Source organism: Streptomyces antimicrobicus, from assembly GCF_020532625.1.
GTDB lineage: Bacteria > Actinomycetota > Actinomycetes > Streptomycetales > Streptomycetaceae > Streptomyces > Streptomyces antimicrobicus.
The window spans coordinates 26863-50317 of the sequence record NZ_JAJAUY010000034.1 but is presented as its reverse complement, the minus strand read 5'-3'; the positions used below and the strand labels follow the sequence as shown (position 1 = coordinate 50317).

Below are 23455 nucleotides of genomic sequence, written 5' to 3'. Positions count from 1 at the left end.
AGCACCGGCTTTCGCCCCGAGGGCCCGGACCGTTCGTCGGTCCGGGCCCTCGGGCCGTCCCGGGCCGGCTCGTGATGTCGGTGCCGTTTGGTATGAATGCTGCTGTGAGCAGCGACGACGAACCGGCGGAGCGGGACGGGGGCGGCCCGCCGGAGCAGCTCGCGCTCATCCGGGACTCGGTGGCCGAGGCCCGCGCGAAGGCCGCGGCCGAGGAGAAGGCCCGGCCCCGCACCTGGCGAGGCGTCCCGCAGGCCGCGCACCTGCCGGTCGCCCGCGTCGTGGTCAACAAGGGCGTCCTCCACCTGGACCGGCCCTTCGACTACGCCGTCCCCGAGCACCTCGACCAGGAGGCCCGCCCCGGTGTCCGCGTCCGGGTCCGCTTCGGCGCCGGCAAGGGACGCGTCCGCGAGGGCCGCCGCGAGGGCGGCGGCCTCGTCGACGGCTACATCGTCGACCGGGTCGCCGAGAGCGACTACTCCGGTCCGCTGGCCGCGCTCGCCCAGGTGGTCTCCCCGGAGCAGGTGCTCACCCCGCAGGTGTTCGCCCTGACCCGGGCCGTCGCCCGCCGCTACGCCGGCAGCCTCGCCGACGTCCTCCAGCTGGCCATCCCGCCCCGGCACGCACGCGCCGAGGGCCGGCCGTCGCCCGACCCGCTGCCCCCGCCGCCGGCCCCCGAGCCCGGCGGATGGTCCCGCTACCCGGCCGGTCCCGGCTTCCTGCGCGAGCTGGCCGCCGGCTCCGCCCCCCGCGCCGTGTGGACGGCGCTGCCCGGCCCGACCTGGCCCGAGGAACTGGCCCGCGCCCTCGCGGCGGCCCTGGCGTCCGGCCGGGGCGCCCTGGCCGTGCTCCCCGACGGCCGGGCCGCGGCCCGGGTGGACGAGGCGCTCACCGCCCTGCTCGGCCCCGGCCGGCACGTCCTGCTGACCGCCGAGTCCGGCCCCGAGAAGCGGTACGCGCAGTGGCTGGCGGTGCTGCGCTGCTCCGTGCGGCTCGTCGTCGGCACCCGCGCCGCCATGTTCGCCCCCGTCAAGGACCTCGGCCTGGTGGCCCTCTGGGACGACGGGGACTCCGCCCACAGCGACGACCACGCGCCGTTCCCGCACGTCCGCGAGGTGCTGGAGCTGCGTGCCGTGACCGAGGGCTGCGGCTTCCTGCTGGGCTCCGTCAGCTGCACCGTCGAGGCCGCCCAGCTGGTGGAGACCGGCTGGGCGCGCCCGCTGGTGGCCGCCCGCGAGACGGTCCGCGAGGCCGCGCCCCGGATCCGTACCGTCGGCGACGAACTGCTGGCCCGCGACGGCGCGGCCCGGGCCGCCCGGTTGCCGAGCCTGGCCTGGGAGACCGCCCGGGACGGGCTGGCCCGCGGCCCGGTGCTGGTGCAGGTCCCGCGCCGCGGCTACGCCCCCCGGTTGGCCTGCCAGGACTGCCGCACCCCGGCCCGCTGCACGGCCTGCGCCGGCCCCCTGGAGGCGCCGGACGAGCGGGAGCTGCGCTGCACCTGGTGCGGCCGGCCGGAGACCGCCTGGCACTGCGAGGCGTGCGGCTCCTTCCGGCTGCGTGCCCAGGTGGTGGGCGCCCGGCGCACCGCCGAGGAGCTGGGCCGGGCCTTCCCCCAGGTCCCGGTGCGCACCTCCGGCCGCGACCACGTGCTGGAGCGGGTGCCGGACGCCCCCGCGCTGGTGGTCTCCACCCCCGGCGCCGAGCCCGTGGCCGAGGGCCCGGGATACGCGGCGGCCCTGCTGCTGGACGGCTGGGCCATGCTCGGCCTGCCGGACCTGCGGGCGGGGGAGGAGGCGCTGCGGCGCTGGACGGCGGCCGCCGCGCTGGTGCGCGGGGACGGCCAGGTGGTGGTGGTCGCCGAGCCGACCCTGCCGCCGGTGCAGGCCCTGGTCCGCTGGGACCCGGTCGGTCACGCCCTGCGGGAGCTGGCGGAGCGGGCCGCACTGCGGTTCCCGCCGGTCTCCCGGATGGCCTCGGTGACCGGCCGCGCGGAGGCGGTGCTCGCCTTCCTGGCGGCCGCCGAGCTGCCGCCCGACGCGGAGGTCCTGGGCCCGGTCCCGCTGCCCGGCCGGCGCGGCGAGCCCTCCCCGGGCGACCGGGCCCTGGTCCGGGTCCCGCCGGGCAGCGGCGCGGCCCTGGCCTCGGCCCTGAAGTCGGCCCAGGCGGCGCGCCTGGCGCGCGGGGTGCCCGCGGCCGAGGCGGTACGGGTCCGGATCGACCCGGTGGACATCGGCTGACCGGCTGCGCCGCGGGTGACTCTCGTGCCTCGGCCGGGCCGAACCGCGCCCCTGCCGGCGCGGCCCCGGCCGCCCCCGCTCCGCCGCGGGGGCGGCCGCCGTCACCGACCGCGGGCCCGGGGTGTGCCGGCCGCGCAGTTCCCCGCGCCCCTGGGGGCACCGGCTCTGCCGGGGTGGGCCCCCGCCGCGGGGGCTGCCGTTCTCGCTGACCGCGGGTGCGGGGTGGCTGGTCGCGCCGTTCCCCGCGCCCCGGAGGGGTGGCTCCGGTCCGGCCGGAGCCCGACGTCCAGGGGCGCGGGGAACTGCGCGACCGGCCCACCCGGGCCCGCCGTCCGCGGACGGTCGGTGTCCCGCGGCGGAGCCGCACGGGGCAGGGCCCCGCAGGGAGGCCTGGTCAGCCGTTGCGCGGGCCGGGGAAGGCGGCCGTGCGGGCGGCCTCCTCGCGCACCGGCTGCGGCGGCACCGCGCGGGCGGCCGGGACCGTGGGCATGCCCAGGGTGCGGGTCGTCGTGCCCTCGGCCAGCGGTTCGGCCGCCTCGGCGGCCTGGGCCCGGCGGGCGCCGTAACGCCGGTGCACGGCCTGCTTGGTGACCCCGAGCGCGGATCCGACCGCGTCCCACGAGAAGCCGAGCGAGCGGTCGAAGTCGACCGCGGCGGTCACCAACGTCTCGACGCTGTCGCGCAGTTCCTGCGCGAGGCGTACGGTGGGGGCGGGCGCGCGGCCGTAGACGACGAACCCCGTGGAGGGACCGGAGCGGCGCGGGCGGTACACGTTGCCGAGCTGGGCGGTGAGCGTACGCAGGGCATCCACCTGTCGGCGGACCCGCTCGATGTCCCGCACCAGCAGGTGCAGGCTGGCCCGCGCTTGGGCGTCGTGGGTGGCGTGGTCGGCCATGAACAAGCCTCTCGAACCGGTGCTGAGGAGCGGACCGGGCCGCATGTGACGGTCGATCGCGGCCCGTTTCGGGTCAATCTCTCTTGACCCAACGCGCCATGGGGCGAGGAGTCACGCTCCAGGGGCGTGTCGGCATATGCGGAAGGCGCGCTGGTCCGCGTACGCCCCCTGGGCGGCCGCCTCATAGACTGGTGCGCTGCTGACCGCCGAGAGAGCGAGGTAGGACCCCCAGTGAAGCTGGTCTTCGCAGGCACCCCCGAGGTCGCCGTCCCCGCCCTGGACGCCCTCATCGCCTCCGGGCGGCACGAGGTCGCCGCCGTCGTGACCCGGCCCGACGCCCCCGCCGGGCGCGGCCGGCGCCTGGTCGCGAGCCCGGTCGCCGAGCGGGCGCTGGAGGCCGGGATCGAGGTGCTCAAGCCGGTCCGGCCGCGCGACGAGGACTTCCAGGCGCGGCTGCGCGAGATCGCCCCGGACTGCTGCCCGGTCGTCGCCTACGGGGCCCTGATCCCGAAGAACGCGCTCGACATCCCCCGGCACGGCTGGGTCAACCTGCACTTCTCGCTGCTGCCGGCCTGGCGCGGCGCCGCGCCCGTGCAGCACGCGATCATGGCCGGCGACACCGTCACCGGCGCCTCGACCTTCCGCATCGACGAAGGCCTCGACTCCGGTCCCGTCTACGGCGTGCTGACCGAGGAGGTGCGCCCCACCGACACCAGCGGGGACCTGCTCACCCGTCTCGCCTTCGCGGGCGCGGGCCTGCTCGCGGCCACCATGGACGGCATCGAGGACGGCAGCCTGCGCGCCGTCGAGCAGCCGGCGGAGGGCGTCTCCCTGGCCCCGAAGATCACCGTCGAGGACGCCCGGGTGGACTGGACGGCGCCCGCGCTGCGCGCCGACCGCGTGGTGCGCGGCTGCACCCCGGCACCGGGCGCCTGGACCGTCTTCCGCGGCGAACGCCTGAAGCTGATCTCGGTGGGCCTGGTGGGCGACCGCACCGACCTCGCGCCCGGCGAGCTGGCCCCCGCCAAGAACCACGTCCACGTCGGCACCGGCTCGCACGCCGTGGAGCTGCTGTGGGTGCAGCCGCAGGGCAAGAAGCCGATGCGGGGCGCGGACTGGGCCCGCGGGGTGCGGATCGCTCCCGGTGAGCGGCTCGGCGGCACCGACGTAGGCTGAGGGGGACGGCGCACGCGCCGTCCGGCCCACCCCGTTCCATCCGATACTCCCGGAGCACCTTTCACGTGAGCGAACAGCCCCGTCGCCGTCCCGCCAAGCCCTACCGGCGTCCGCAGAAGGACCCCGTGCGGATCCTCGCCTTCGAGGTGCTGCGGGCCGTGGACGAGCGCGACGCCTACGCCAACCTCGTCCTGCCCCCGCTGCTGCGCAAGGCGCGGCAGGACGAGAAGTTCCAGGCGCGGGACGCGGCGCTGGCGACCGAGCTGGTGTACGGGACCCTGCGCCGGCAGGGCACGTACGACGCGGTGATCGCGGCTTGCATCGACCGGCCGCTGCGCGAGGTGGACCCGCCGGTGCTGGACGTGCTGTCGCTGGGCGCGCACCAGCTGCTGGGGACCCGGATCCCGAGCCACGCGGCGGTGTCGGCGAGCGTGGAGCTGGCCCGGGTGGTGCTGGGCGACGGCCGGGCCAAGTTCGTCAACGCCGTGCTGCGCAAGGTCGCCGCGCACGACCTGGACGGCTGGCTGGAGCGGGTCGCACCGCCCTACGAGGAGGACGCCGAGGACCACCTCGCCGTGGTCCACTCGCACCCCCGCTGGGTGGTCTCCGCGCTGTGGGACGCCCTCGGTGGTGGCCGCGCCGGCATCGAGGACCTGCTGGAGGCCGACAACGAGCGGCCCGAGGTGACCCTCGTGGCCCGCCCCGGCCGCTCCACCCCGCAGGAACTGCTGGACGCCGTCGGTGAGGACTCGGCCCTGCCCGGGCGCTGGTCGCCGTACGCGGTGCGGCTCGCCGAGGGCGGCGAGCCCGGCGCCCTGGAGGCCGTCCGCGAGGGCCGGGCGGGCGTGCAGGACGAGGGCAGCCAGCTGGTGGCCGTCGCGCTGGCCAACGCTCCGCTGGAGGGCCGCGACGAGCGCTGGCTGGACGGGTGCGCGGGCCCCGGCGGCAAGGCCGCGCTGCTGGGCGCGCTGGCCGCCCAGCGCGGGGCGTTCCTGCTGGCCTCCGAGAAGCAGCCGCACCGGGCCCGGCTGGTGGAGCGGGCGCTGGCCGGCAACCCCGGCCCGTACCAGGTGATCACCGCCGACGGCACCCGGCCGGCCTGGCGGCCCGGCTCCTTCGACCGGATCCTGATGGACGTGCCCTGCTCGGGGCTGGGCGCCCTGCGCCGGCGCCCGGAGGCCCGCTGGCGGCGCCGCCCGGAGGACCTGGACGGCTTCGCCCCGCTCCAGCGCGGCCTGCTGCGCGAGGCCCTGGCGGCCGTCCGGGTCGGCGGCGTGGTCGGCTACGCGACCTGCTCCCCGCACCTGGCCGAGACCCGGGTCGTGGTGGACGACGTCCTGCGCGGCCGGGGCGGCGCGGCCCCGGCGCGGGCCGAGCTGATCGACGCCCGGCCGCTGCTGCCGGGGGTCACGGCCCTCGGCGACGGCCCGGACATCCAGCTCTGGCCCCATCTGCACGGCACGGACGCGATGTACCTGGCCCTGCTCCGCCGCACCGCCTGACGCCCGCCCGGCGGCGGCGCCCGACCCCCACCGGCCCGGCCCGGCGGCGGCGCACGACCCCCACCGGCCCGGCCCGGGGCCGCCGGGCGGCCGGTGCGGTGGGGACGCCGGTGGCGGCAGTGGCGCATGTCACGGTCGAGGGGCCGGTTCCGGCCCGTTCCGCCTTCGGCCGGGGGCGGAAACCGGCCCCCGGCATGGCAGGCTTGGGGCATGGCCGTTCAGATCAATCCCAGCATCCTGTCCGCGGACTTCGCCCGGCTCGCCGACGAGGCGAAGGCCGTCGGGGGCGCCGACTGGCTGCACGTCGACGTCATGGACAACCACTTCGTCCCGAACCTGACCCTCGGGCTGCCCGTCGTGGAGTCGCTCGGCCGGGCCACGGACATCCCGCTGGACCTGCATCTGATGATCGAGGACCCGGACCGCTGGGCCCCGCAGTACGTCGAGGCGGGGGCCGGTTCGGTCACCTTCCACGCCGAGGCCGCGGGGGCGCCCGTACGGCTGGCGCGCGAGATCCGCGCCAAGGGGGCCCGTGCCTCCATGGCGCTCAAGCCCGCGACGCCGATCGAGCAGTACGAGGACATCCTCCCCGAGCTCGACATGGTGCTGATCATGACGGTCGAGCCGGGCTTCGGCGGGCAGCCGTTCCTGGACGTGATGCTGCCCAAGATCCGCCGCACCCGCGAGCTGATCGCCAAGCACGGACTGGAGGTCTGGCTCCAGGTCGACGGTGGGGTCTCGGCCTCCACCATCGAACGCTGTGCCGAGGCCGGCGCCGACGTGTTCGTCGCCGGCAGCGCCGTCTACGGGGCCGTCGATCCGGCCGCGGCGGTGCGCACGCTGCGTGAGCAGGCGGGTGCGGCGATCGCCGCGGCACCCTGGGCCTGCGACCACTGAGGCGCACGGGACGCGCAACGCGAAGCCTCGGTGAACAGCTCGCCAGAAGGCGGCTGTCCGGGCTGATCAACGGCCGCCGGATCTGACAGGATGAACGGCGAGTCGAGAGTGTGAACAGCAGTGAGGAGAGCGCGGTGTCTGCAATGTCGGCGGGACGGTCAGCCCTGCGGATGGGACCCGCGGAGCTGGTGCAGGCGGCGGCCATGGCCCGCCGCTTCTACCTCGAAGGCAAGTCCAAGATCCAGATCGCCGAGGAGTTCGGCGTGAGCCGCTTCAAGGTGGCGCGGGTCCTGGAGACCGCTCTGGAACGCGATCTGGTCCGCATCGAGATCAGGGTGCCGGCCGAGCTGGACGCGGAGCGCTCCGACGCCCTGCGTGCCCGCTACGGACTGCGGCACGCGGTGGTCGTGGAGTCCCCGGCCGACGCGGCGGAGGACGCCCCCGACCCGGAGAACCTCGGCGCGGTCGCCGCCGACCTGCTGGGCGAGCTCGTCAACGAGGGCGACGTCCTGGGCCTGGCCTGGGGGCGCTCGACCATCCACATGGCCGCCGCGCTGCACCGGCTGCCGCCGTGCACCGTCGTCCAGCTGACCGGGGTGTACGACGCGGGGACCGCCGAGCGCGGGTCCGTGGAGGCCGTCCGCCGGGCGGCCCAGGTCTCGGGCGGGGACGCGCACCCGATCTACGCGCCGATGCTGCTGCCCGACCCGGCCACGGCGGCGGCGCTGCGCAGCCAGACCGGCATCGCGCGGGCGTTCGAGTACTTCGACAAGGTCACGGTCGCGGCCGTGTCGATCGGCTCGTGGGAGCCGGGCATCTCCACGGTGCACGACATGCTCAGCGACGAGGAGCGGGCGCACTACGCCTCGCTGGGCGTCGCCGCGGAGATGTCGGCGCACCTGTTCGACGCGGAGGGCCGCCGGGTGGGCCGGGACCTCGGCGAGCGCTGCATCACGGTCGAGGCCGACCGGCTGCGGCGGATCCCGGAGGTCGTGGCGATCGCGGGCGGCCTGCGCAAGGCCGCGGCGATCGGCGCGGTGCTGCGGTCGGGCCTGGTGACCAGCCTGGTCACCGACACGGCGGCGGCGGACTACCTGCTGACCGAGTCGGCGCCCCCGCTGCGGCCGGCGCTGGAGCGGGCCGACCCCGACGACTGAGACCGGCGACCGGGGCCGGGCGCCGGTTCGCCCCGCAACGGTTGGTTTGGCACTATCGGCGCATGATCTACCGGAGTGTGCCGCGCGCTCTGCTGCGGGCGCTGGGGGCCGTGTTCCTCTGCGCCGTGTTCCTGGCCACGGCGGCGTGCGGGAGCGGAGCCGGCGGCGGGCGCCAGGCCGTGGTGCCCTCGGCGCCGGCCGGTACCGCGCCCGACTGGGCCAGGGGGATGGTGACGGTCCGGGCCGCGGACCTGCCGCCGCAGGCGCGGGACACCCTCGCGCTCATCGACCGGGGCGGGCCCTATCCCTACCGGCAGGACGGCACGGTCTTCGGGAACTTCGAGAAGGCGCTGCCCCGTCAGAAACGCGGCTACTACCGCGAGTTCACGGTGCCCACCCCCGGGTCGCGCGACCGCGGGGCGCGCCGGATCGTCACGGGTGAGGGCGGGGAGTCCTACTACACCGACGACCACTACAAGAGCTTCAAGGCGGTGGTGAGATGACCCTGGACCCGCAGCCGATCGCCCCGGCGCTGGCCGCCGCCGAGGAGGCCGGGTGGACCACCGTACGGCTGGACCTGGACGGCGTACGGAGCAAGGCCGAGCTGATGGACCGGTGCGCCCGGGCCCTGCGGCTGCCGCAGTGGTTCGGGCGGAACTGGGACGCGCTGGCGGACTGCCTGGTCGACCTGTCCTGGCTGGGCCCCGCGCCCGGCCGGCTGCTCGCGGTGACCTCGTGGCGCGGCTACGCGCGGGCGCGGCCGGCCGACTGGGAGACCTTCGAGGACATCCTCGGGGAGGCCGAGGAGTTCTGGCGGGAGCAGGGGACCGGGCCGGAACTCCAGGTGCTCCTGGCGGACCGGCCCGGCCGTGGATAGGACGCCGGCGCCGCCCGGCGGCTCCGGCGCCCGGCCCTCGGCTCCTGGGCGTCAGCTCCCGGGGATCCACGGCGGGGTCCGGCCCCAGGACCAGACCGGCACCTCGGCGGCGTCCACCGGCGGAGGGTCCTCCCCCGAGTAGATCAACGCCATCCTGGTGCCCCATTCGATGTAGTACACGAACACGGCACGGAACTCCGGGTCCGTGGGCAGGCCCACCTCGTCGGCCGTGTCGAGCAGCAGGTCCACCCAGCGGCGGCGCTGCTGCTCGGTGATGCCGCGGCCCAGGTGCTGGGTGGCCATGTGCTGGTGGCCGCCGTGGTGGGCCGAGTAGTCGGCGGGGCCGCCGAACACCTCGGACAGCCAGACGGCCACGTGCTGGGGGTGCTCGGCGTCCATGCCCCGGAAGACCGGTTCGAGGACCGGGTCCTGCAGGGCGTGGGCGTAGAAGGCGGCGGTGAGGCGCTTCATCGCCTCTGCGCCACCCATCCACTCGTAGATCGTGGGCGTGGTGCTCATTGCTCCGCTGCGGCCTTTCCCGTGCCGACGACGTCCGTGGGGAGGTAGTGCTGCATCTCTTCGATGGCCGAGACGTACGGCCGGATCGCCTGGAAGAACGCCGGGAAGTGCTCGCCCTTGCGGAACCCCTGGAGGTGGTCCTCGATCGAGGTCCAGCGGATGCGCAGGATGTAGCGCTCGCGCTCCTCCTGGCAGCGGGTCAGCTCGTAGTCGACGCATTGGGGCGAGGCGGCCAGTGACTCCGCGGCGCGACGGTAGGCGTCCTCGAAGGCCTGTTGGTCGTCCAGTGCGATCCGGTAGCGGATGTACTCGACGGTCTGGGTCATGGTCTGTCTCCCTCGGTCAGGTGCTCCGGAGTCACCTTCGCGGCCCGGGAGGCCGCCCGTCAGCCGAATGCGTCATTCGTCCCCGGACTCCTGGGAGTCGGCGGGTTCCGCGTCCGCCCGGGCGGCCGCCGGGCCCTGCGCGGTGACGTCCGGGCCCTGGGCGCGGACCCGCTGGACCTGGTCGAGGGAGTCGCGCAGGTCGGCCAGCCAGGTGTCGGTGTGCTGCGACACCAGGCGGACGCACCAGGCGAGGGCGTCGGCCCGGCTGCGGGCCACCCCGCCGGCGACCAGGGTGTCGAGGACCTGGCGCTCGGACTGGCGCAGCCGGGTCATGACGGGGACGGCCAGATGGGTGAACAGGACCCGGCCCTGGTCGGTCTCGACGCCCCAGGCGACCTTGCGGCGGTAGAGGCCCTCGGCCTCGCGCGCCACCTCCATGCGCTGCTCCCGGGTGCGCTCCCGGAACTCCTTCACCGACTCGGCCGCGGGGACGCGGCCGACGACGGTGATCTCCTCGCGGTCGACCACGACGTCCACGAGGCTCTCGTAGACGTCCACCGGCAGGCGCTCGGCGAACCAGGCCCGCAGCTGCTCACGCTGTTCGGCTGTAATCATGTAATCAACGTTGCATCCGTTCTGCCGGTGATCGCAAGGTCCCGCGGCCGGTTACGCCGACGGGGGAACGCCTCAGCCCATCGACCGGTAGCGGTGGATCAGCGAGACGGCCATCGCGCCCTCGCCCACGCCCGACGCCACCCGCTTGACCGAGTGCGCCCGGACGTCACCGGCCGCGAACACGCCCGGCACGCTGGTCTCCAGCGGGTACGGGGCCCGCTCCAGGCTCCACTCCGAGGGCAGCTCGCCCCCGTTGGAGATCAGGTCCGAGCCGGTCAGCACGAACCCGTACTCGTCCCGCTCCACCACGCCCTGGAGCCACCCCGTGTGCGGCCGGGCGCCGATGAAGGTGAACATGAAGCGGGCCGGGACCTCGGTGTCCTCGCCGGTGTCGGCGTCGTGCAGGGTGATCCGCTCCAGGTGGTCGCCGCCGTCCAGGCGCACCACCGTGGTGCGCACCCTGACCTCGATGTTCGGGGTGCGGTCGATCTCGTCGATCAGGTAGCGGGACATGCTCTCGTCCAGCGACGCCGCCCTGACCAGCACCGTCACCCGGGCGGCGTACTTGGCGAAGTGCACCGCGGCCTGCCCGGCCGAGTTCGCCCCGCCCACGATGAACACGTGCTGCGAGATGCAGGCCGAGCTCTCGGTGGTGGCCGCGCCGTAGTACAGCCCGGCGCCCTCGAACCGCTCCGCGCCCTCGGCGGGCAGCTTGTTGTACGCCACCCCGGTGGCCAGCAGGACGGTCTCGGCGGAGATCTCCGTGCCGTCCGACAGGGTGAGGATCTTCGCCGGGTCGTCCCGGGTGAGCGAGACCACCTCCACCGGGTGCAGGATCTCCGCGCCGAACCGGGACGCCTGGATGGTGGCGCGCCGGGTCAGGTCGCCGCCGGACAGGCCCGACGGGAAGCCCAGGTAGTTCTCGATCAGGCTCGACGTGCCCGCCTGGCCACCGGGCGCCCGGGAGTCCAGCATCAGGGTGGACAGGCCCTCGGAGGCGGCGTACACGCCCGCGGCGAGCCCCGCCGGGCCGGCCCCGACGATCACGCACTCGTAGTGCGGCCGGGAGGCGGTGGTGGCCAGGCCCAGGGCCGCGGCGAGCTCGGCGTCGGTGGGCGCGGCCAGCAGCCGGCCGTCGGGGAACCGGACCAGCGGCAAGGTGGCGTCGGGCCGGTCGGCGAGCAGGGTCAGGGCCTCGGGGTCGCGCTCGACGTTGAGGAAGCGGAACGGCTGGCCGTTGCGGGTGAAGAAGTCCCGTACGGCGTGGGTGCCGGGGGAGACCAGGTGCCCGGCCACGATGATGCCGTCGTACGCCGGCCGGTAGGTGGCCAGCCAGTCCGACAGCAGGTCGTCCAGGACCGGGAAGAGCCGCTCGTGCGGCGGGTCCCACGGCTTGAGCAGGTAGTAGTCCAGCCGCACCCGGTTGATCGCGGTGATCGCCGCGTCCGTCTCGGCGTAGGCCGTCAGCAGCACCCGGCGGGCGTCGGGGAACCTGCTGACGGCCTCCAGCAGGAACTCCACGCCCGTCACGTCCGGCATCCGCTGGTCCACCAGGAACAGCGCCGGGTCGTGGCCGCGCTCGTCGAGGGAGTCCAGGATCTTCAGCGCGTCGGCGGCCGACGAGGCGCCCAGCACGCGGTAGCGGTCGCCGTAGGCGCTGCGCAGGTCGCGGCGGACGGCCCGGAGCACCTGCGGGTCGTCGTCCACGGCCAGGATGACGGGCTTGCGGTTCTCCGCGTGGGCGGTCGCGGTGGCGGGGGCCTGCGCGGGGGCGTTCTGCGGCGCCGGGGAGGGGGTCTCCACCCGGCCGGTGTCCGGTGCCGCGCTCATGCGACGTCCAGCATGATCTTGTCGGCGTAGCACCAGGCCCACGTCTCGCCCGGCTCGTGGGAGGCGGCGACCGGGTGCTCGGTGTGGTGGAAGTGCCCGGTGGCGTGCCGGTTCTTCGAGGAGTCGCAGCAGCCGACGTGCCCGCAGCTCAGGCACATCCGCAGGTGCACCCAGCTGTCGCCGAGGGCGAGGCACTCCTCGCAGCCCTCGGTGCCCGGCTCCACCGGGCGCACCTCATCGAGGTGTGTGCAGATCCTGTCCACCCGCGCGTCCCTTCCCGTGTGTCCGAGATTCCGCCCGACCATAGGGCGGGCACCCCCGGGACGGTTCACCGATTCGGCCGACGTCAGGAAGTCCGGCGGCTACTTCCTGAACTCGGCGGCGACTTCGTCAGGTGCCCCGACGACCTGGCCGACTACCTCACGAAGTCGCACACGGGCGCTTTGACGCGGGCTCCCGGCGGCACCACTGTGGACCACGCCAACGACAACAGGCGGCGCCTGGAGGAATCCGTGAGCAGAAAGATTCTGGTCATTGTCTCCGAACACGGTTACTGGTCCGAGGAACTGATAGGACCTGTCTCGAAGTTCGACGAGCGGGGATACGAAGTCGTCTTCGCGACCCCGACCGGAAAGCGCGCGCACGCACTGCCGCCGAGCCTCGACGCGAACTACGTCGACCCTCCCCTGGGGCGTTCGGTCACCACCGAGGAGAACGCCCGGCTGGGGCGGGAGTTCGAGCGGTCGAGCCGGCTGGACTCGCCCCTCGACATCGAGGCCTGGGTGCCCGAGCGCCCGTACACGAGCGACGAGGGCTACCTGCGCAAGCTGGAGCAGTACCACCGCGACCTGGACCGGCTCGACCAGGACATCGCCGGCTACGACGCGATCCTGATCGTCGGCGGCAGCGGCCCCATCGCCGACCTCGCCAACAACGAGCGGGTGCACGCGCTGATCCTGGCCTTCAAGAAGGCCGGCAAGGTCGTGGCCGCCGAGTGCTACGGCGTCGCCTGCCTGGCCTTCGCCCGGGACTGGGACGACCGCCGCAGCATCATCTGGGGCAAGCACGTCACCGGTCACTGCAAGGAGTACGACTACAAGGACGGCACCGGATTCCTCGGCACCGACTTCAACATGGGCCCGCCGCCGTACCCGCTGGAGTACATCCTGCGCGACGCGACCGGTCCGCGCGGGCAGTACCACGGCAATTTCGGAAAGCCGCTGTCGGTGATCGTCGACTTCCCGTTCGTCACCGGCCGTTCGACCCCCGACTCGTATCTGACGGGGCAGAAGATCGTGGAAGTGCTGGAGGACGGGCTCACCCGGTACGGATGGTGAGCGGGGGAATTCTCGGGGGAATGGAGGGGGAATGGAGGGGGAATTCATGGAAGCCACTCCCGGCCGGGAAAGGCTGATCGAGCAGTTCAAGGCCGACGGCCTGACGGTGATGTTCGGAAATCCGGGCACGGTGGAACAGGGATTCCTCGACGCCGCCGACGCGGCGGAGGACTTCACCTACGTCCTCGCCCTCCAGGAGACGGTGGCCGCGGGCATCGCCGACGGCTATGCCCGGGCCACCGGCGGCGCGGCCCTGCTCCAGCTGCACTCCGGCGTGGGTCTGGGCAACGGCATCGGCATGCTCTACCAGTCGCTGCGCGGCCACACGCCGCTCGTCGTGGTCGCCGGTGACGCCGGGGTCCGCTACGACGCCATGGACGCGCAGATGGCCGCCGACCTGGTGGCCATGGCCCGGCCGGTCACCAAGTACGCGACCCGGGTCACCGACCCGAACTCGCTGCTGCGCACGATCCGGCGCGCCGTGAAGATCGCCCTGACCCCGCCGCGCGGCCCGGTCTTCGTCGCCCTGCCCATGGACGTGCTCGACGAGCTCAACTCCGAGCCGGTGCTGCCCACCACGGTCCCCCTGACCGACGTGGCGCCGTCGCCGGCCTCGGTGGGCCGGGCCGCCGCGTTGCTGGCCGGCGCCGAGCGGCCGGTGATCCTGGTCGGCGACGGGGTGTCGCTGGCCGGGGCCCAGAACGAGCTCGCCGCGGTCGCCGAACTGCTCGGCGCCGACGTGTACGAGGTCGACTCCAGCGAGGTCAACATCGCCGCCTCGCACCCGCTGCGGCGCGGCCAGACCGGGCACATGTTCGGCCCGCACAGCAAGGAACTGGTCCAGGACGCGGACGGGGTGCTGATCGTGGGCACCTACGTCTTCCCCGAGGTCTTCCCGGAGCTGGCCAGCCCCTTCCGGGCGGACGCGAAGGTCGTGCACATCGACCTGAACGCCTACGAGATCGCCAAGAACCACCCGGTCGACCTGGGCCTGGCCGCCGACCCCCGGCAGGCGCTGCGCGCCCTGGCCGGCGTACTGGACCGGGAGCTGAGCCCGCAGCGGCGGGCCGCCGCGGCGGCCCGGCTGGACCGGCGCGCCCGGGAGCGGGCGCTCGCCGGGCGGCCGGCCGGGGCCGGGGCGCAGGACGAGTCGCCGATGGCGGTGTTCCTGCGGACGCTGGCGGAGCGGACCGGGGGTGACCTGATCGTCTTCGACGAGGCGCTGACCACCTCCCCGCTGGTCACCCGGTACCTGCCGGCCGAGCGGCCGGGCGACTACCACCTCACCCGGGGCGGCTCGCTCGGCGTGGGCTTCCCCGGCGCGGTCGGGGCCAAGCTCGCCCACCCCGGCCGGCTCGTCGTCGGCTTCTCCGGCGACGGCGGCTCGATGTACACCTACCAGGCGCTGTGGACGGCGGCCCGGCACGGCGTCCACGCCAAGTTCGTGGTCTGCAACAACCGCAAGTACCGGCTGCTGGACGACAACATCGCCGAGTACTGGCGGGAGCGCTCCATCCCCGAGCACGACTTCCCGGGGTCCTTCGACCTCTCCCGCCCCGAGATCGACTTCGCCGGGCTGGCGCGGTCGCTGGGGGTGGCCGGGACGCGGGTGGAGAAGCCCGAGGAGGCGGTGGCCGCCGTCGGCCGGATGCTCTCGCACGCCGGGCCGTTCCTCGTCGACATCCAGATCTGAAGTCCGAAGACCGAGCAAGGGAGGACGCATGGCCGCCCAGGGGTTGACCGAGGACGCGATCCGCGGCTTCGCCGAGAAGTGGTACGTGGCCCTGGACCAGCACGTGCGGCTGGCGCAGGTGCTGGAGTTCGTCACCGAGGACCTGGAGTTCGAGGTCCCCGAGGACACCTTCGTCGGCCACGAGGGCTTCAGCCGCTGGTACGAGGCGGTCACGCACCGCTTCTTCGACGAGGTGCACACCGTCACCAAGGTGGAACCGGTGATCGAGGGCGACCGGGCCGTGGTCCGGGTCCTCGTCAACTGGCAGGCCAGGATCTGGGACGCGCCGGCCGCCCGCAGCGTCTGGCTCGGCTTCGACGCCGACCAGACCTGGGTCGTCGTCCCCGGCCCGAAGGGGCCGCGGATCAGCCGGTACACGGTGAACGAGCTGGCGCCGATGCCCGGTTCGGCGTCGCTGTGAGCGGCGGGGAGCGGACGATGACCGAGGTGACGCCCGAGCGGGTGCGGGCCGCGTACGCGGCCCTGGGCTCCGGGGACCGGGAACGGATCCTGGAGTACTACGCCGAGGACCTGCGCTGGCTGGTCCCCGGAAACCACCCGCTGGCCGGCTGGTACGAGAGCCTGGACGCCTTCCTGGAGCTGATGGGGCAGACCCACAAGCTGACCGGGGGCACCTTCCGGATGGACCTGGAGGCGGTCCTCGTCGGCGAGGACTGCTCCGCGGACGTGTGCCGCAACACCGCCGCGCGGGCGGGAGCGCCCGAGGGCAGCGACTCCCCGTACGAGCGGATGGACTACCAGGTCTTCCACTTCATGCGCTGGCAGGACGGCCGGATCGTCGAGGGCCGCGACGGCCTGTTCGGCGACACGGCCACCGCCTTCAGCCAGTTCTGGGCGCACGTCGGCCCGGACGGAATCCGCAGGGACCGATGAGTCCCCAGGGACCGATGAGACCGCAGGGACCGATGAGGGGGAGGAAGCAGCGGAGATGGATGCGCGGCAGATCCTGACCAAGTACTACGAGTACGCCAACGCCGGCGACTGGGACCGCTGGTGCGACCTGTTCGCCGAGGACCAGGTCATGGACGAACAGCTCGCCGGCCACATCGAGGGCCTGGAGACCCTGCGCTCGATGATGAAGGGCATGGGGACCATGTACCGGGTCTTCCGCAACGAGCCCGTGCACTTCCTGGTCGACGGGGAGAAGGCCGCGGCCGTCTCGCACCTGAGCGCCGTCAGCGCCTCGGGCGAGAGCGTCGAGGCCGAGGTGATGAACTTCTTCCGGATCGTGGACGGGAAGATCGCCTACATGGCGAACTACCACGACACCGTCCCGTTCCAGGTCCTGAGCCAGGACTGAGGGGCGGCCACCCGTGACCGATCGCGAGAACGCCACCTACGACTACGTCGTCATCGGCTCCGGCACCGCCGGCAGCGTCCTGGCCCACCGGCTCAGCGAGGACCCCGACGTCTCGGTCCTGGTCCTGGAGGCCGGCGGCTCCCGGATCCCGCCCGAGGTCGACGACCCGTCCTCCTGGTACAAGCTGCTCGGCGGGCCCGTCGACTGGGGCTACACCAGCGTCCCGCAGCCCGGCCTCGACGGACGCCGGACGTACGAGCCGCGCGGCAAGGCACCCGGCGGCAGCAGCAACCTGTACATCATGATGCACGTCCGGGGCCACGCCTCGGACTTCGACAACTGGGCCTACCAGGGCGCCGCGGGCTGGTCGTACCAGGACGTGCTGCCGTACTTCGCCCTGCTGGAGGCCCAGGAGGACGCCACCGCGCCGACCACCGGCACCCGGGGACCGCAGCGGGTCACCCACGCCGGTCGGCACCGCCCCAACCCGGTCTCCCGGGCCTTCATCGACGCCGCCGTCGAGCTCGGCCACCAGGAGATCGCCGACTTCAACACCGACGGCCCCCGGGGCGGCCTGTTCGGCACCGGCTGGCACCACATCGACGTGGCCGACGGCCGCCGCCAGGGCGCCCTGGCCGCGTACCTGGAGCCGGCCCTCACCCGCCCGAACCTCACCCTGCGCACCGGCGCCCGCACCACCCGGCTGCTGTTCGACGGGGACACCTGCACCGGCGCCGAGTACGTCCAGCTCAGCCCGCCCGCCGACTTCCCGGGCCGGGACGTGCGCGACGCGCACGGCACCGCCGGGGAACCCGGCCTGCACACCGTGCGGGCCCGCCGCGAGGTGATCGTGGCGGCCGGCGCCATCGAGTCGCCCAAGCTGCTGCTGCTCTCCGGCATCGGCCACCCGCAGCAGCTCGCCGAGCACGGCATCGCGGTCACAGCCGCCGTGCCGGGCGTCGGCGAGAACTTCCACAACCACGTCCTGACCGGGCTGATGGCCGAGGTCACCCAGGAACTGCCCGCACCGGCGCAGAACCTCTCCGAGAGCGCGCTGTTCCTGTCCTCGCGGCCGGGTCTGCCCGCCCCCGACCTCCAGATCGCCTTCGTGCACGTCCCGTTCGACGTGATCGTCGGCCGGTCCCACCCGAACACCGTGAGCATCCTGCCCGGTGTGGTCCGCCCGGTCTCTCGCGGCTGGATCCGGCTCGCCGGCGCCGACCCGCTGGCCGACCCGCTGATCCACCCCAACTACCTGGGCGACCGCTGGGACCTGGAGCGGATGGTGCAGGGCGTCAAGCTGGCCCGGGAGCTCTTCGCGACCTCGGCCTTCTCGCCCTGGTACAAGCAGGAGCTCCAGCCCGGTCCGGGCGTCGTCTCCGACGACGAGCTGCGCGCCTTCGTCAGGCAGAAGTCGGAGAGCTACCACCACCAGTCCGGCTCCTGCCGGATGGGCGTCGACGACCTGTCGGTGGTCGACCCAGAGCTGCGGGTGCACGGGGTGCGCAACCTGCGCGTCGTGGACGCCAGCGTGATGCCCGCCGTGCCGTCCGGCAACTGCCACACCGCCATCGCGATGATCGCCGAGCGCGCGGCGGACTTCCTGAAGGGGGTGTCCCGTGTCTGAGGTGGTCCTGCGCGAGGGCGCGCTGACCGGGACGCGGATCGCGGTCCTGGTCGAGAGCGACTTCTACGAGCCGGAGATCTTCTACTACCAGCGCCGGTTCGCCGAGGAGGGCGCCGAGGTCGACTTCCTGACCCGGCTGTGGGGCAACGCATCCCTCACCTTCAGCGGCCACGAGTACCGGGCGCCCTTCACGGCGAACCGGTCCCTGGAGGGGCTGAGCGACGAGGAGCTGCGCCGCTACGCCGCGCTGATCGTGCCCTCGGGCATGGTCGCCGACCGGCTGCGCTACACCGAGGACGTGGACGCGCCGGCGCCCGCGACCGAGCTGCTGCGGCGGGCCTTCGAGGAGCCGACGGTCCTCAAGGGGATCATCTGCCACGGCATGTGGTTGGCCTCCTCGATCCCCGGCACGGTGCGCGGGCGCAAGGTGGTCTGCCACAACAACCTCGTCGGCGACGTGCGCAACATGGGCGCGCAGTACGTGGACGAGGACGTGGTGGTCGACGGCGACCTGGTCACCGGCCGCACCGGCGCCCACCACCACCTGTTCGCCCGCCGGATCATCGACCTGATCGCCGCCCGGCGGGGCCAGGGGGCCGGCTGATGCGCTGGTCGCACGTCGGCCTCAACTGCGCCGACCAGAAGACCACCGAGGACTTCTACACCCGGTACTTCGGCTTCGCCCGGGCCCGGGTGGTGGACCTCGGTGACACGCAGATCGTCTTCCTGCGCAGGGGGGACGCGTACCTGGAGCTCTTCCCGGCCGGTGCCGAGCCGGCCCGGCGGGCGGACGTGGGGGTCCCCCCGGCGGTGGCCGGGGGAGACGGACCCCAGGCCCCCGGCCGGATCCGGCACCTCGCCTTCCAGACCGACAGCGTCGACGCCTTCCTCGCGCGCATGGGGGACGCCGCCGACGTGACGCTCGGCCCGCTCGACTTCGACGACTTCATCTGCGGCTGGCGGACCGTCTGGCTGCGCGACCCCGACGGAGTGATCGTCGAGGTCAGCCAGGGCTACCAGGACGACGCCGACACGACAAAGGACGGTGCGTGACCCATGGCAGACGCCGTGAGCTTCTCCTTCTCCGACACCATCGCCGGCTACATCGACCACTTCGACTCGGAGACCCGGCAGCTGAAGCTGCACACCGCCGACGGCCGTCCGTTCGACGTCTCGCTCGCCTCCGGCCCCAGCGCCGAACTGGTCCGCAACCTCGACGAGCCCTACATCGACGCCTCCGGCCACCTCGACGAGATGCTCTCGCCCGGCCGCTTCGTCTTCGCCTACGGGATCCACTACCCCGAGCACGGCGGCCGGTTCGACGCCAAGCGCCTGGTCTTCCTCGGGCGCGGCGCGGAGGACTACCGGTTCGAGGAGGCCGGCTGGTGGGTCAAGCAGATCGAGTCGCTGGCCTCCTTCTACCGGCGCGCCCAGTTCGGCGACGGCCCGGTCGACTTCGCCGAGTACCGCACCGAGATCCGGCTCGGCGGCGACAAGACCGCCAGCCACGTCCAGGAGACCGACACCATCTCCCGGCTGGTCTACGGGATGGCCTCGGCCTACCTGCTGACCGGCAAGGACGAGTACCTGGAGGTCGCCGAGCGCGGCACCGAGTACCTGCGCAAGCACATGCGGGTCGTGGACACCGAGGAGGACGTGACCTTCTGGTACCACGGCATCAGCGTCGACGGGGACAGCGAGCGCAAGCTCTTCACCTCGGAGTTCTCCGACGACTACGACGCGATCCCGATGTACGAGCAGATCTACGCGCTCGCCGGCCCCGTCCAGACCTACCGCGTCACCGGTGACACCCGGATCAAGGAGGACGCGGACGCCACCATCCGGCTCTTCGACAAGTTCTTCAAGGACGAGGAGCAGGGCGGCTACTACTCGCACATCGACCCGATCCTCTTCAGCCCCGACCACGAGTCCCTCGGCGAGAACGCCGAGCGCAAGAACTGGAACTCCGTCGGCGACCACGCGCCCGCGTACCTGATCAACCTGTACCTGGCGACGGGCGACCGGAAGTACGCCGACTTCCTGGAGTACACCTTCGACACCATCGCCGAGCGCTTCCCGGACTACGCGCACAGCCCGTTCGTCCAGGAACGCTTCTTCCGCGACTGGTCGCACGACACCGCGCACAGCTGGCAGCAGAACCGCGCGGTCGTCGGCCACAACCTCAAGATCGCCTGGAACCTGATGCGCATGAACTCCCTGAAGGCCAAGCCGGCCTACCAGGAACTCGCGCGGAAGATCGGCGAGATCATGCCGGCGGTCGGCAGCGACCTCCAGCGCGGCGGCTGGTACGACGTGGTGGAGCGGATCAAGGAGGGCGACCAGGAGGCGTACCGCTTCGCCTGGCACGACCGCAAGGCGTGGTGGCAGCAGGAGCAGGCGATCCTCGCCTACCTCATCCTGCACGGCACCCTCGGCGGGGAGGACTTCCGCAAGGAGGCCCGCCAGGCGCAGGCGTTCTACAACACCTTCTTCCTCGACCACGACGAGGGAGCCGTCTACTTCAACGTGCTCGCCAGCGGCACGCCGTACCTGCTCGGCACCGAGCGGCTCAAGGGCAGCCACTCGATGTCCATGTACCACTCGGCGGAGCTGTGCTATCTCGCCGCCGTCTACAACAACCTGCTCGTCAACGGCCGGGAGATGGACTTCCACTTCAAACCGGCCCCGACCGACCTGCCCGGCCGCGTGCTGCGCGTCGCGCCCGACCTGCTGCCCGCGGGTTCGGTGCGGATCGCCTCCGTGGAGATCGACGAGAAGCCGTACGAGGAGTTCGACGCGGACGAGCTGACCGTCCACCTCCCGGACGTCCAGGGGCGGGTCAAGGTCAAGGTCCGGCTGCGGCCGGTGACCAAGTAGCGCCAACGGGGGCGCCCCGAAACGAGGGGAACGAACAACCATGACTCTGAACGTCAAGGAACGCCGGACCAAGGCGGGCACCGTGCTCGTCGCCACCGGCGAGATCAACAGCGAGACCTCGGGCCGACTGCTCCAGGCCCTGCTGCCGCTGGTCCGCGAGGGCAAGCCGCTGCGCATCGACCTCACGGCCGTCACCTACGTCTCCAGCGCGGGCCTGCGCACCCTGCTCGTGGTCTACCGCGAGGCCCAGCACGCGGACGTGGCGGTCACCCTCTACGGGGTGAGCGAGGAAGTCCGGTTCGTCATGTCGGCCACCGGCTTCCTGGACTTCTTCGAGACCGGCGAGGCCACCGCCGCGCAGGCCAAGGCCAGGGCGAAGGCGAAGGCGGCCGCGCGATGACCGAGACCGCCGGGTCCGAGCAGGTCCTGCGCATCGACGCGTACCCGACCCACGAAGTGGGCGGGTACCGCGTCCGCGCCGGCAAGCCGTACCCCTTCGGGGCCAACGTGGTCCCCGGCGGGGTCAGTTTCTCCGTCTTCTCCGACCAGGCCACCTCCATGACCCTGGTCCTGTACAAGCGCGGGGAGCCCGAGCCCATGGCCGAGCTGGAGTTCCCCGAGGAATTCCGCACGGGCTCCGTCTTCGCCATGACGGTCTTCGGCCTCGACCACGAGAACATCGAGTACGGCTACCGGGCCGACGGACCCTTCGACCCGGTCGGCGGTCACCGCTTCGACGCCCGCCAGGTCCTCTCCGACCCCTACGCCCGGCTGATCTCCGGCCGCGACGTCTGGGGTGTGGAACCCGACCGCTCGCGCGGCTACCAGTACCGCTCCCGGGTGTGCCTGCAGGACTTCGACTGGGGCGACGACACGCCCCTGCGGATCCCGGCCGAGGACCTCGTCATCTACGAGGCCCACGTCCGCGGCTTCACCCGGCACCCCTCCTCGGGGGTCACCGCCCCCGGCACCTTCGCGGGGCTGCGGGAGAAGATCCCGTACCTCAAGGAGCTGGGCGTCAACTGCATCGAACTGCTGCCCGTGTTCGAGTTCGACGAGAGCGACAACCCGCGCAGCAACCCCGAGACCGGTGAGAAGCTCTACGACTACTGGGGCTACAACACCGTCGCGTTCTTCGCGCCCAAGGCCGGCTACGCGGCCACCGGACGCTACGGCATGCAAGGGGACGAGTTCCGCACCCTGATCAAGGACCTGCACGCCGCCGGCATCGAGGTCATCCTCGACGTCGTCTTCAACCACACCGCCGAGGGCAACGAGCAGGGCCCCACCATCTCGTTCAAGGGCCTGGACAACTCCACGTACTACATGCTCACGCCCGAGGGGTACTACTTCAACTTCAGCGGCACCGGCAACACGGTCAACTGCAACCACCCCGTGGTCCGCAACTACGTCCTGGACTGCCTGCGCCACTGGGTCGCCGACTACCACGTCGACGGCTTCCGCTTCGACCTCGCCGCCATCCTCGGCCGGGCCCTGGACGGCACCCCGCTGCCCAACCCGCCGCTGCTGGAACTGCTCGCCTTCGACCCCGTCCTGCGGCACACCAAGCTGATCGCCGAGGCCTGGGACGCGGCCGGGCTCTACGAGGTCGGCAACTTCCCGGCGTACGGGCGCTGGGCCGAGTGGAACGGCAAGTACCGCGACACGGTACGCCGCTTCGTCAAGGGCGACACGGGGGTGGTCGGCGAGCTCGCCACCCGCATCGCCGGCTCGCCCGACCTGTACGCCGGCCGCGGACCCGCCGCCTCGGTCAACTTCCTGACGGCGCACGACGGGTTCACCCTCGCCGACCTGGTGTCGTACAACGACAAGCACAACGAGGCCAACGGCGAGGACAACCAGGACGGCGCCAACGACAACAACAGCTGGAACTGCGGCGTCGAAGGCCCCACCGACGACCCCGGGATCCGCGCCCTGCGGATGCGCCAGATGAAGAACGCCCTGGCCATCCTCCTCACCAGCCAGGGCATCCCGATGCTGCTGTCCGGCGACGAGGTGGGCCGCACCCAGCAGGGCAACAACAACACCTACTGCCAGGACAACGAACTCTCCTGGTTCGACTGGCAGCAGGTGCAGGACAACGCCGAACTGCTGCGCTTCACCCAGCAGATGATCGCCTTCCGCGGGCGCCACCGCGAACTGCGCTCCACGGTCCACCCCACCGGGCAGATGCGCGAGCAGCTCGGCCTGCCGGACATCAGCTGGCACGGCGAACGGGCCTGGCAGCCCGACTGGTCCCCGGAGTCCCGGCTGCTGGCCGTGGCCCGCTGCGGACACGGCGACGACGACGTCGTGTACGTCGCGATGAACTCCCACTGGGAGTCGCACGACCTGGAACTGCCCGCGCTGCCCGGGGGCCGGACCTGGCACCTGTTCGCCGACACCGGCGCCGAGTCGCCGTACGACATCCGCACGCCCGGCACGGAGCAGGAGCTGGACAACGCCGGCAAGTACCTCATCGGCCCGCGCTCGGTCGTGATCCTGGTGGGCCGTACACCTCAAGGAGACTGAC

At 73.0% G+C, this 23455-nt stretch carries 24 protein-coding genes; 18 read left to right on the top strand and 6 right to left on the bottom strand.

What is annotated here, in order from left to right:
• The first annotated feature begins 104 nt into the window (after positions 1 to 104).
• Positions 105 to 2234, top strand: a complete 2130-nt coding sequence (locus tag LG632_RS11940; protein ID WP_226726973.1) for a primosomal protein N' — start codon at positions 105 to 107, stop codon at positions 2232 to 2234.
• 394 nt (positions 2235 to 2628) lie between these two features.
• Here LG632_RS11940 and LG632_RS11935 read toward each other — a convergent pair whose 3' ends face one another.
• Positions 2629 to 3129: a hypothetical protein gene (locus tag LG632_RS11935; protein WP_226726972.1), complete on the bottom strand. Its 501-nt coding sequence runs from the start codon at positions 3127 to 3129 to the stop codon at positions 2629 to 2631.
• A gap of 231 nt (positions 3130 to 3360) precedes the next feature.
• Between LG632_RS11935 and fmt the strand changes: the two genes are divergently transcribed.
• The 6 genes from fmt to LG632_RS11905 all read left to right on the top strand — a co-directional run bounded on the left by fmt (position 3361) and on the right by LG632_RS11905 (position 8738).
• Positions 3361 to 4305 (top strand): methionyl-tRNA formyltransferase, encoded by a 945-nt coding sequence (fmt, locus tag LG632_RS11930; protein ID WP_226726971.1) that lies wholly within the window; start codon positions 3361 to 3363, stop codon positions 4303 to 4305.
• A 65-nt stretch (positions 4306 to 4370) separates the two neighbouring features.
• Complete coding sequence (locus tag LG632_RS11925) at positions 4371 to 5807, top strand: RsmB/NOP family class I SAM-dependent RNA methyltransferase (protein WP_226726970.1); 1437 nt, start codon at positions 4371 to 4373, stop codon at positions 5805 to 5807.
• Positions 5808 to 6017: 210 nt separating this feature from the next.
• Complete coding sequence (gene rpe / locus LG632_RS11920) at positions 6018 to 6704, top strand: ribulose-phosphate 3-epimerase (RefSeq protein ID WP_226726969.1); 687 nt, start codon at positions 6018 to 6020, stop codon at positions 6702 to 6704.
• A gap of 143 nt (positions 6705 to 6847) precedes the next feature.
• Complete coding sequence (locus LG632_RS11915; protein WP_226726974.1) at positions 6848 to 7861, top strand: sugar-binding transcriptional regulator; 1014 nt, start codon at positions 6848 to 6850, stop codon at positions 7859 to 7861.
• Positions 7862 to 7923: 62 nt separating this feature from the next.
• Positions 7924 to 8364, top strand: a complete 441-nt coding sequence (locus LG632_RS11910) for a guanyl-specific ribonuclease (protein ID WP_226726968.1) — start codon at positions 7924 to 7926, stop codon at positions 8362 to 8364.
• Complete coding sequence (locus tag LG632_RS11905) at positions 8361 to 8738, top strand: barstar family protein (RefSeq protein ID WP_226726967.1); 378 nt, start codon at positions 8361 to 8363, stop codon at positions 8736 to 8738. The genes LG632_RS11910 and LG632_RS11905 overlap by 4 nt, the downstream gene beginning before the upstream one ends.
• Positions 8739 to 8789: 51 nt before the next feature.
• Here the strand turns inward: LG632_RS11905 and LG632_RS30530 are convergent, their stop codons facing one another.
• The 5 genes from LG632_RS30530 to LG632_RS11885 form a co-directional block, all read right to left on the bottom strand.
• Positions 8790 to 9257, bottom strand: a complete 468-nt coding sequence (locus tag LG632_RS30530; RefSeq protein WP_308108273.1) for a group II truncated hemoglobin — start codon at positions 9255 to 9257, stop codon at positions 8790 to 8792.
• The gene (locus tag LG632_RS30525) at positions 9254 to 9583 is read right to left on the bottom strand and encodes a putative quinol monooxygenase (protein ID WP_308108272.1); all 330 of its coding nucleotides are present in this window, start codon (positions 9581 to 9583) and stop codon (positions 9254 to 9256) included. Before LG632_RS30525 ends, LG632_RS30530 begins: the two co-directional genes overlap by 4 nt.
• A 72-nt stretch (positions 9584 to 9655) precedes the next feature.
• Entirely contained in the window at positions 9656 to 10198 is a 543-nt protein-coding gene (gene abmR / locus LG632_RS11895; protein ID WP_226726966.1) for an ATP-binding transcription factor AbmR, read from the bottom strand.
• A 72-nt stretch (positions 10199 to 10270) separates the two neighbouring features.
• Positions 10271 to 12028, bottom strand: a complete 1758-nt coding sequence (locus LG632_RS11890) for an FAD-dependent oxidoreductase (RefSeq protein ID WP_226726965.1) — start codon at positions 12026 to 12028, stop codon at positions 10271 to 10273.
• Complete coding sequence (locus LG632_RS11885; protein ID WP_226726963.1) at positions 12025 to 12333, bottom strand: UBP-type zinc finger domain-containing protein; 309 nt, start codon at positions 12331 to 12333, stop codon at positions 12025 to 12027. The genes LG632_RS11890 and LG632_RS11885 overlap by 4 nt, the downstream gene beginning before the upstream one ends.
• A 207-nt stretch (positions 12334 to 12540) precedes the next feature.
• Here LG632_RS11885 and LG632_RS11880 point away from each other — a divergent pair, with 207 nt between their 5' ends.
• The 11 genes from LG632_RS11880 to glgX are packed head-to-tail and all read left to right on the top strand — an operon-like array spanning position 12541 to position 23454.
• A complete protein-coding gene (locus LG632_RS11880; protein ID WP_226726962.1) occupies positions 12541 to 13365 on the top strand; it encodes a type 1 glutamine amidotransferase domain-containing protein in 825 nt (274 codons plus the stop codon).
• A 46-nt stretch (positions 13366 to 13411) separates the two neighbouring features.
• Entirely contained in the window at positions 13412 to 15058 is a 1647-nt protein-coding gene (locus tag LG632_RS11875; protein WP_226726960.1) for a thiamine pyrophosphate-binding protein, read from the top strand.
• Positions 15059 to 15086: 28 nt separating this feature from the next.
• Positions 15087 to 15518, top strand: a complete 432-nt coding sequence (locus LG632_RS11870) for a nuclear transport factor 2 family protein (protein WP_226726958.1) — start codon at positions 15087 to 15089, stop codon at positions 15516 to 15518.
• Between the two features lie 17 nt (positions 15519 to 15535).
• The gene (locus LG632_RS11865) at positions 15536 to 15991 is read left to right on the top strand and encodes a nuclear transport factor 2 family protein (protein ID WP_226726957.1); all 456 of its coding nucleotides are present in this window, start codon (positions 15536 to 15538) and stop codon (positions 15989 to 15991) included.
• A 55-nt stretch (positions 15992 to 16046) separates the two neighbouring features.
• Positions 16047 to 16418: a nuclear transport factor 2 family protein gene (locus LG632_RS11860; RefSeq protein WP_226726955.1), complete on the top strand. Its 372-nt coding sequence runs from the start codon at positions 16047 to 16049 to the stop codon at positions 16416 to 16418.
• Between the two features lie 13 nt (positions 16419 to 16431).
• Positions 16432 to 18045: a GMC family oxidoreductase gene (locus LG632_RS30520; RefSeq protein WP_226726953.1), complete on the top strand. Its 1614-nt coding sequence runs from the start codon at positions 16432 to 16434 to the stop codon at positions 18043 to 18045.
• Positions 18038 to 18649, top strand: coding sequence for a DJ-1/PfpI family protein (locus LG632_RS11850; RefSeq protein WP_226726952.1), 612 nt, complete (start codon positions 18038 to 18040; stop codon positions 18647 to 18649). The genes LG632_RS30520 and LG632_RS11850 overlap by 8 nt, the downstream gene beginning before the upstream one ends.
• Entirely contained in the window at positions 18649 to 19098 is a 450-nt protein-coding gene (locus tag LG632_RS11845) for a VOC family protein (protein ID WP_226726951.1), read from the top strand. The genes LG632_RS11850 and LG632_RS11845 overlap by 1 nt, the downstream gene beginning before the upstream one ends.
• 3 nt (positions 19099 to 19101) lie before the next feature.
• On the top strand, positions 19102 to 20922 hold the full coding sequence (locus LG632_RS11840; protein WP_226726950.1) for an AGE family epimerase/isomerase: 1821 nt from the start codon (positions 19102 to 19104) through the stop codon (positions 20920 to 20922).
• Between the two features lie 40 nt (positions 20923 to 20962).
• Positions 20963 to 21322 carry an STAS domain-containing protein gene (locus LG632_RS11835; protein ID WP_226726949.1) on the top strand — a complete coding sequence of 120 codons (360 nt, stop codon included), beginning with the start codon at positions 20963 to 20965 and terminating at the stop codon, positions 21320 to 21322.
• A complete protein-coding gene (glgX, locus tag LG632_RS11830; RefSeq protein WP_226726948.1) occupies positions 21319 to 23454 on the top strand; it encodes a glycogen debranching protein GlgX in 2136 nt (711 codons plus the stop codon). The genes LG632_RS11835 and glgX overlap by 4 nt, the downstream gene beginning before the upstream one ends.
• Position 23455: the final 1 nt, after the last annotated feature.

Coding starts and splice junctions, on each gene's coding strand:
- LG632_RS11935 (WP_226726972.1), bottom strand. CDS start 3,129: ATGGCCGACCACGCCACCCACGACGCCCAAGCGCGGGCCAGCCTGCAC.
- rpe (WP_226726969.1), top strand. CDS start 6,018: ATGGCCGTTCAGATCAATCCCAGCATCCTGTCCGCGGACTTCGCCCGG.
- LG632_RS11915 (WP_226726974.1), top strand. CDS start 6,848: ATGTCGGCGGGACGGTCAGCCCTGCGGATGGGACCCGCGGAGCTGGTG.
- LG632_RS11910 (WP_226726968.1), top strand. CDS start 7,924: ATGATCTACCGGAGTGTGCCGCGCGCTCTGCTGCGGGCGCTGGGGGCC.
- LG632_RS11905 (WP_226726967.1), top strand. CDS start 8,361: ATGACCCTGGACCCGCAGCCGATCGCCCCGGCGCTGGCCGCCGCCGAG.
- LG632_RS30530 (WP_308108273.1), bottom strand. CDS start 9,257: ATGAGCACCACGCCCACGATCTACGAGTGGATGGGTGGCGCAGAGGCG.
- LG632_RS30525 (WP_308108272.1), bottom strand. CDS start 9,583: ATGACCCAGACCGTCGAGTACATCCGCTACCGGATCGCACTGGACGAC.
- abmR (WP_226726966.1), bottom strand. CDS start 10,198: ATGATTACAGCCGAACAGCGTGAGCAGCTGCGGGCCTGGTTCGCCGAG.
- LG632_RS11890 (WP_226726965.1), bottom strand. CDS start 12,028: ATGAGCGCGGCACCGGACACCGGCCGGGTGGAGACCCCCTCCCCGGCG.
- LG632_RS11885 (WP_226726963.1), bottom strand. CDS start 12,333: ATGGTCGGGCGGAATCTCGGACACACGGGAAGGGACGCGCGGGTGGAC.
- LG632_RS11875 (WP_226726960.1), top strand. CDS start 13,412: ATGGAAGCCACTCCCGGCCGGGAAAGGCTGATCGAGCAGTTCAAGGCC.
- LG632_RS11870 (WP_226726958.1), top strand. CDS start 15,087: ATGGCCGCCCAGGGGTTGACCGAGGACGCGATCCGCGGCTTCGCCGAG.
- LG632_RS11865 (WP_226726957.1), top strand. CDS start 15,536: ATGACCGAGGTGACGCCCGAGCGGGTGCGGGCCGCGTACGCGGCCCTG.
- LG632_RS11860 (WP_226726955.1), top strand. CDS start 16,047: ATGGATGCGCGGCAGATCCTGACCAAGTACTACGAGTACGCCAACGCC.
- LG632_RS11845 (WP_226726951.1), top strand. CDS start 18,649: ATGCGCTGGTCGCACGTCGGCCTCAACTGCGCCGACCAGAAGACCACC.
- LG632_RS11840 (WP_226726950.1), top strand. CDS start 19,102: ATGGCAGACGCCGTGAGCTTCTCCTTCTCCGACACCATCGCCGGCTAC.
- LG632_RS11835 (WP_226726949.1), top strand. CDS start 20,963: ATGACTCTGAACGTCAAGGAACGCCGGACCAAGGCGGGCACCGTGCTC.
- glgX (WP_226726948.1), top strand. CDS start 21,319: ATGACCGAGACCGCCGGGTCCGAGCAGGTCCTGCGCATCGACGCGTAC.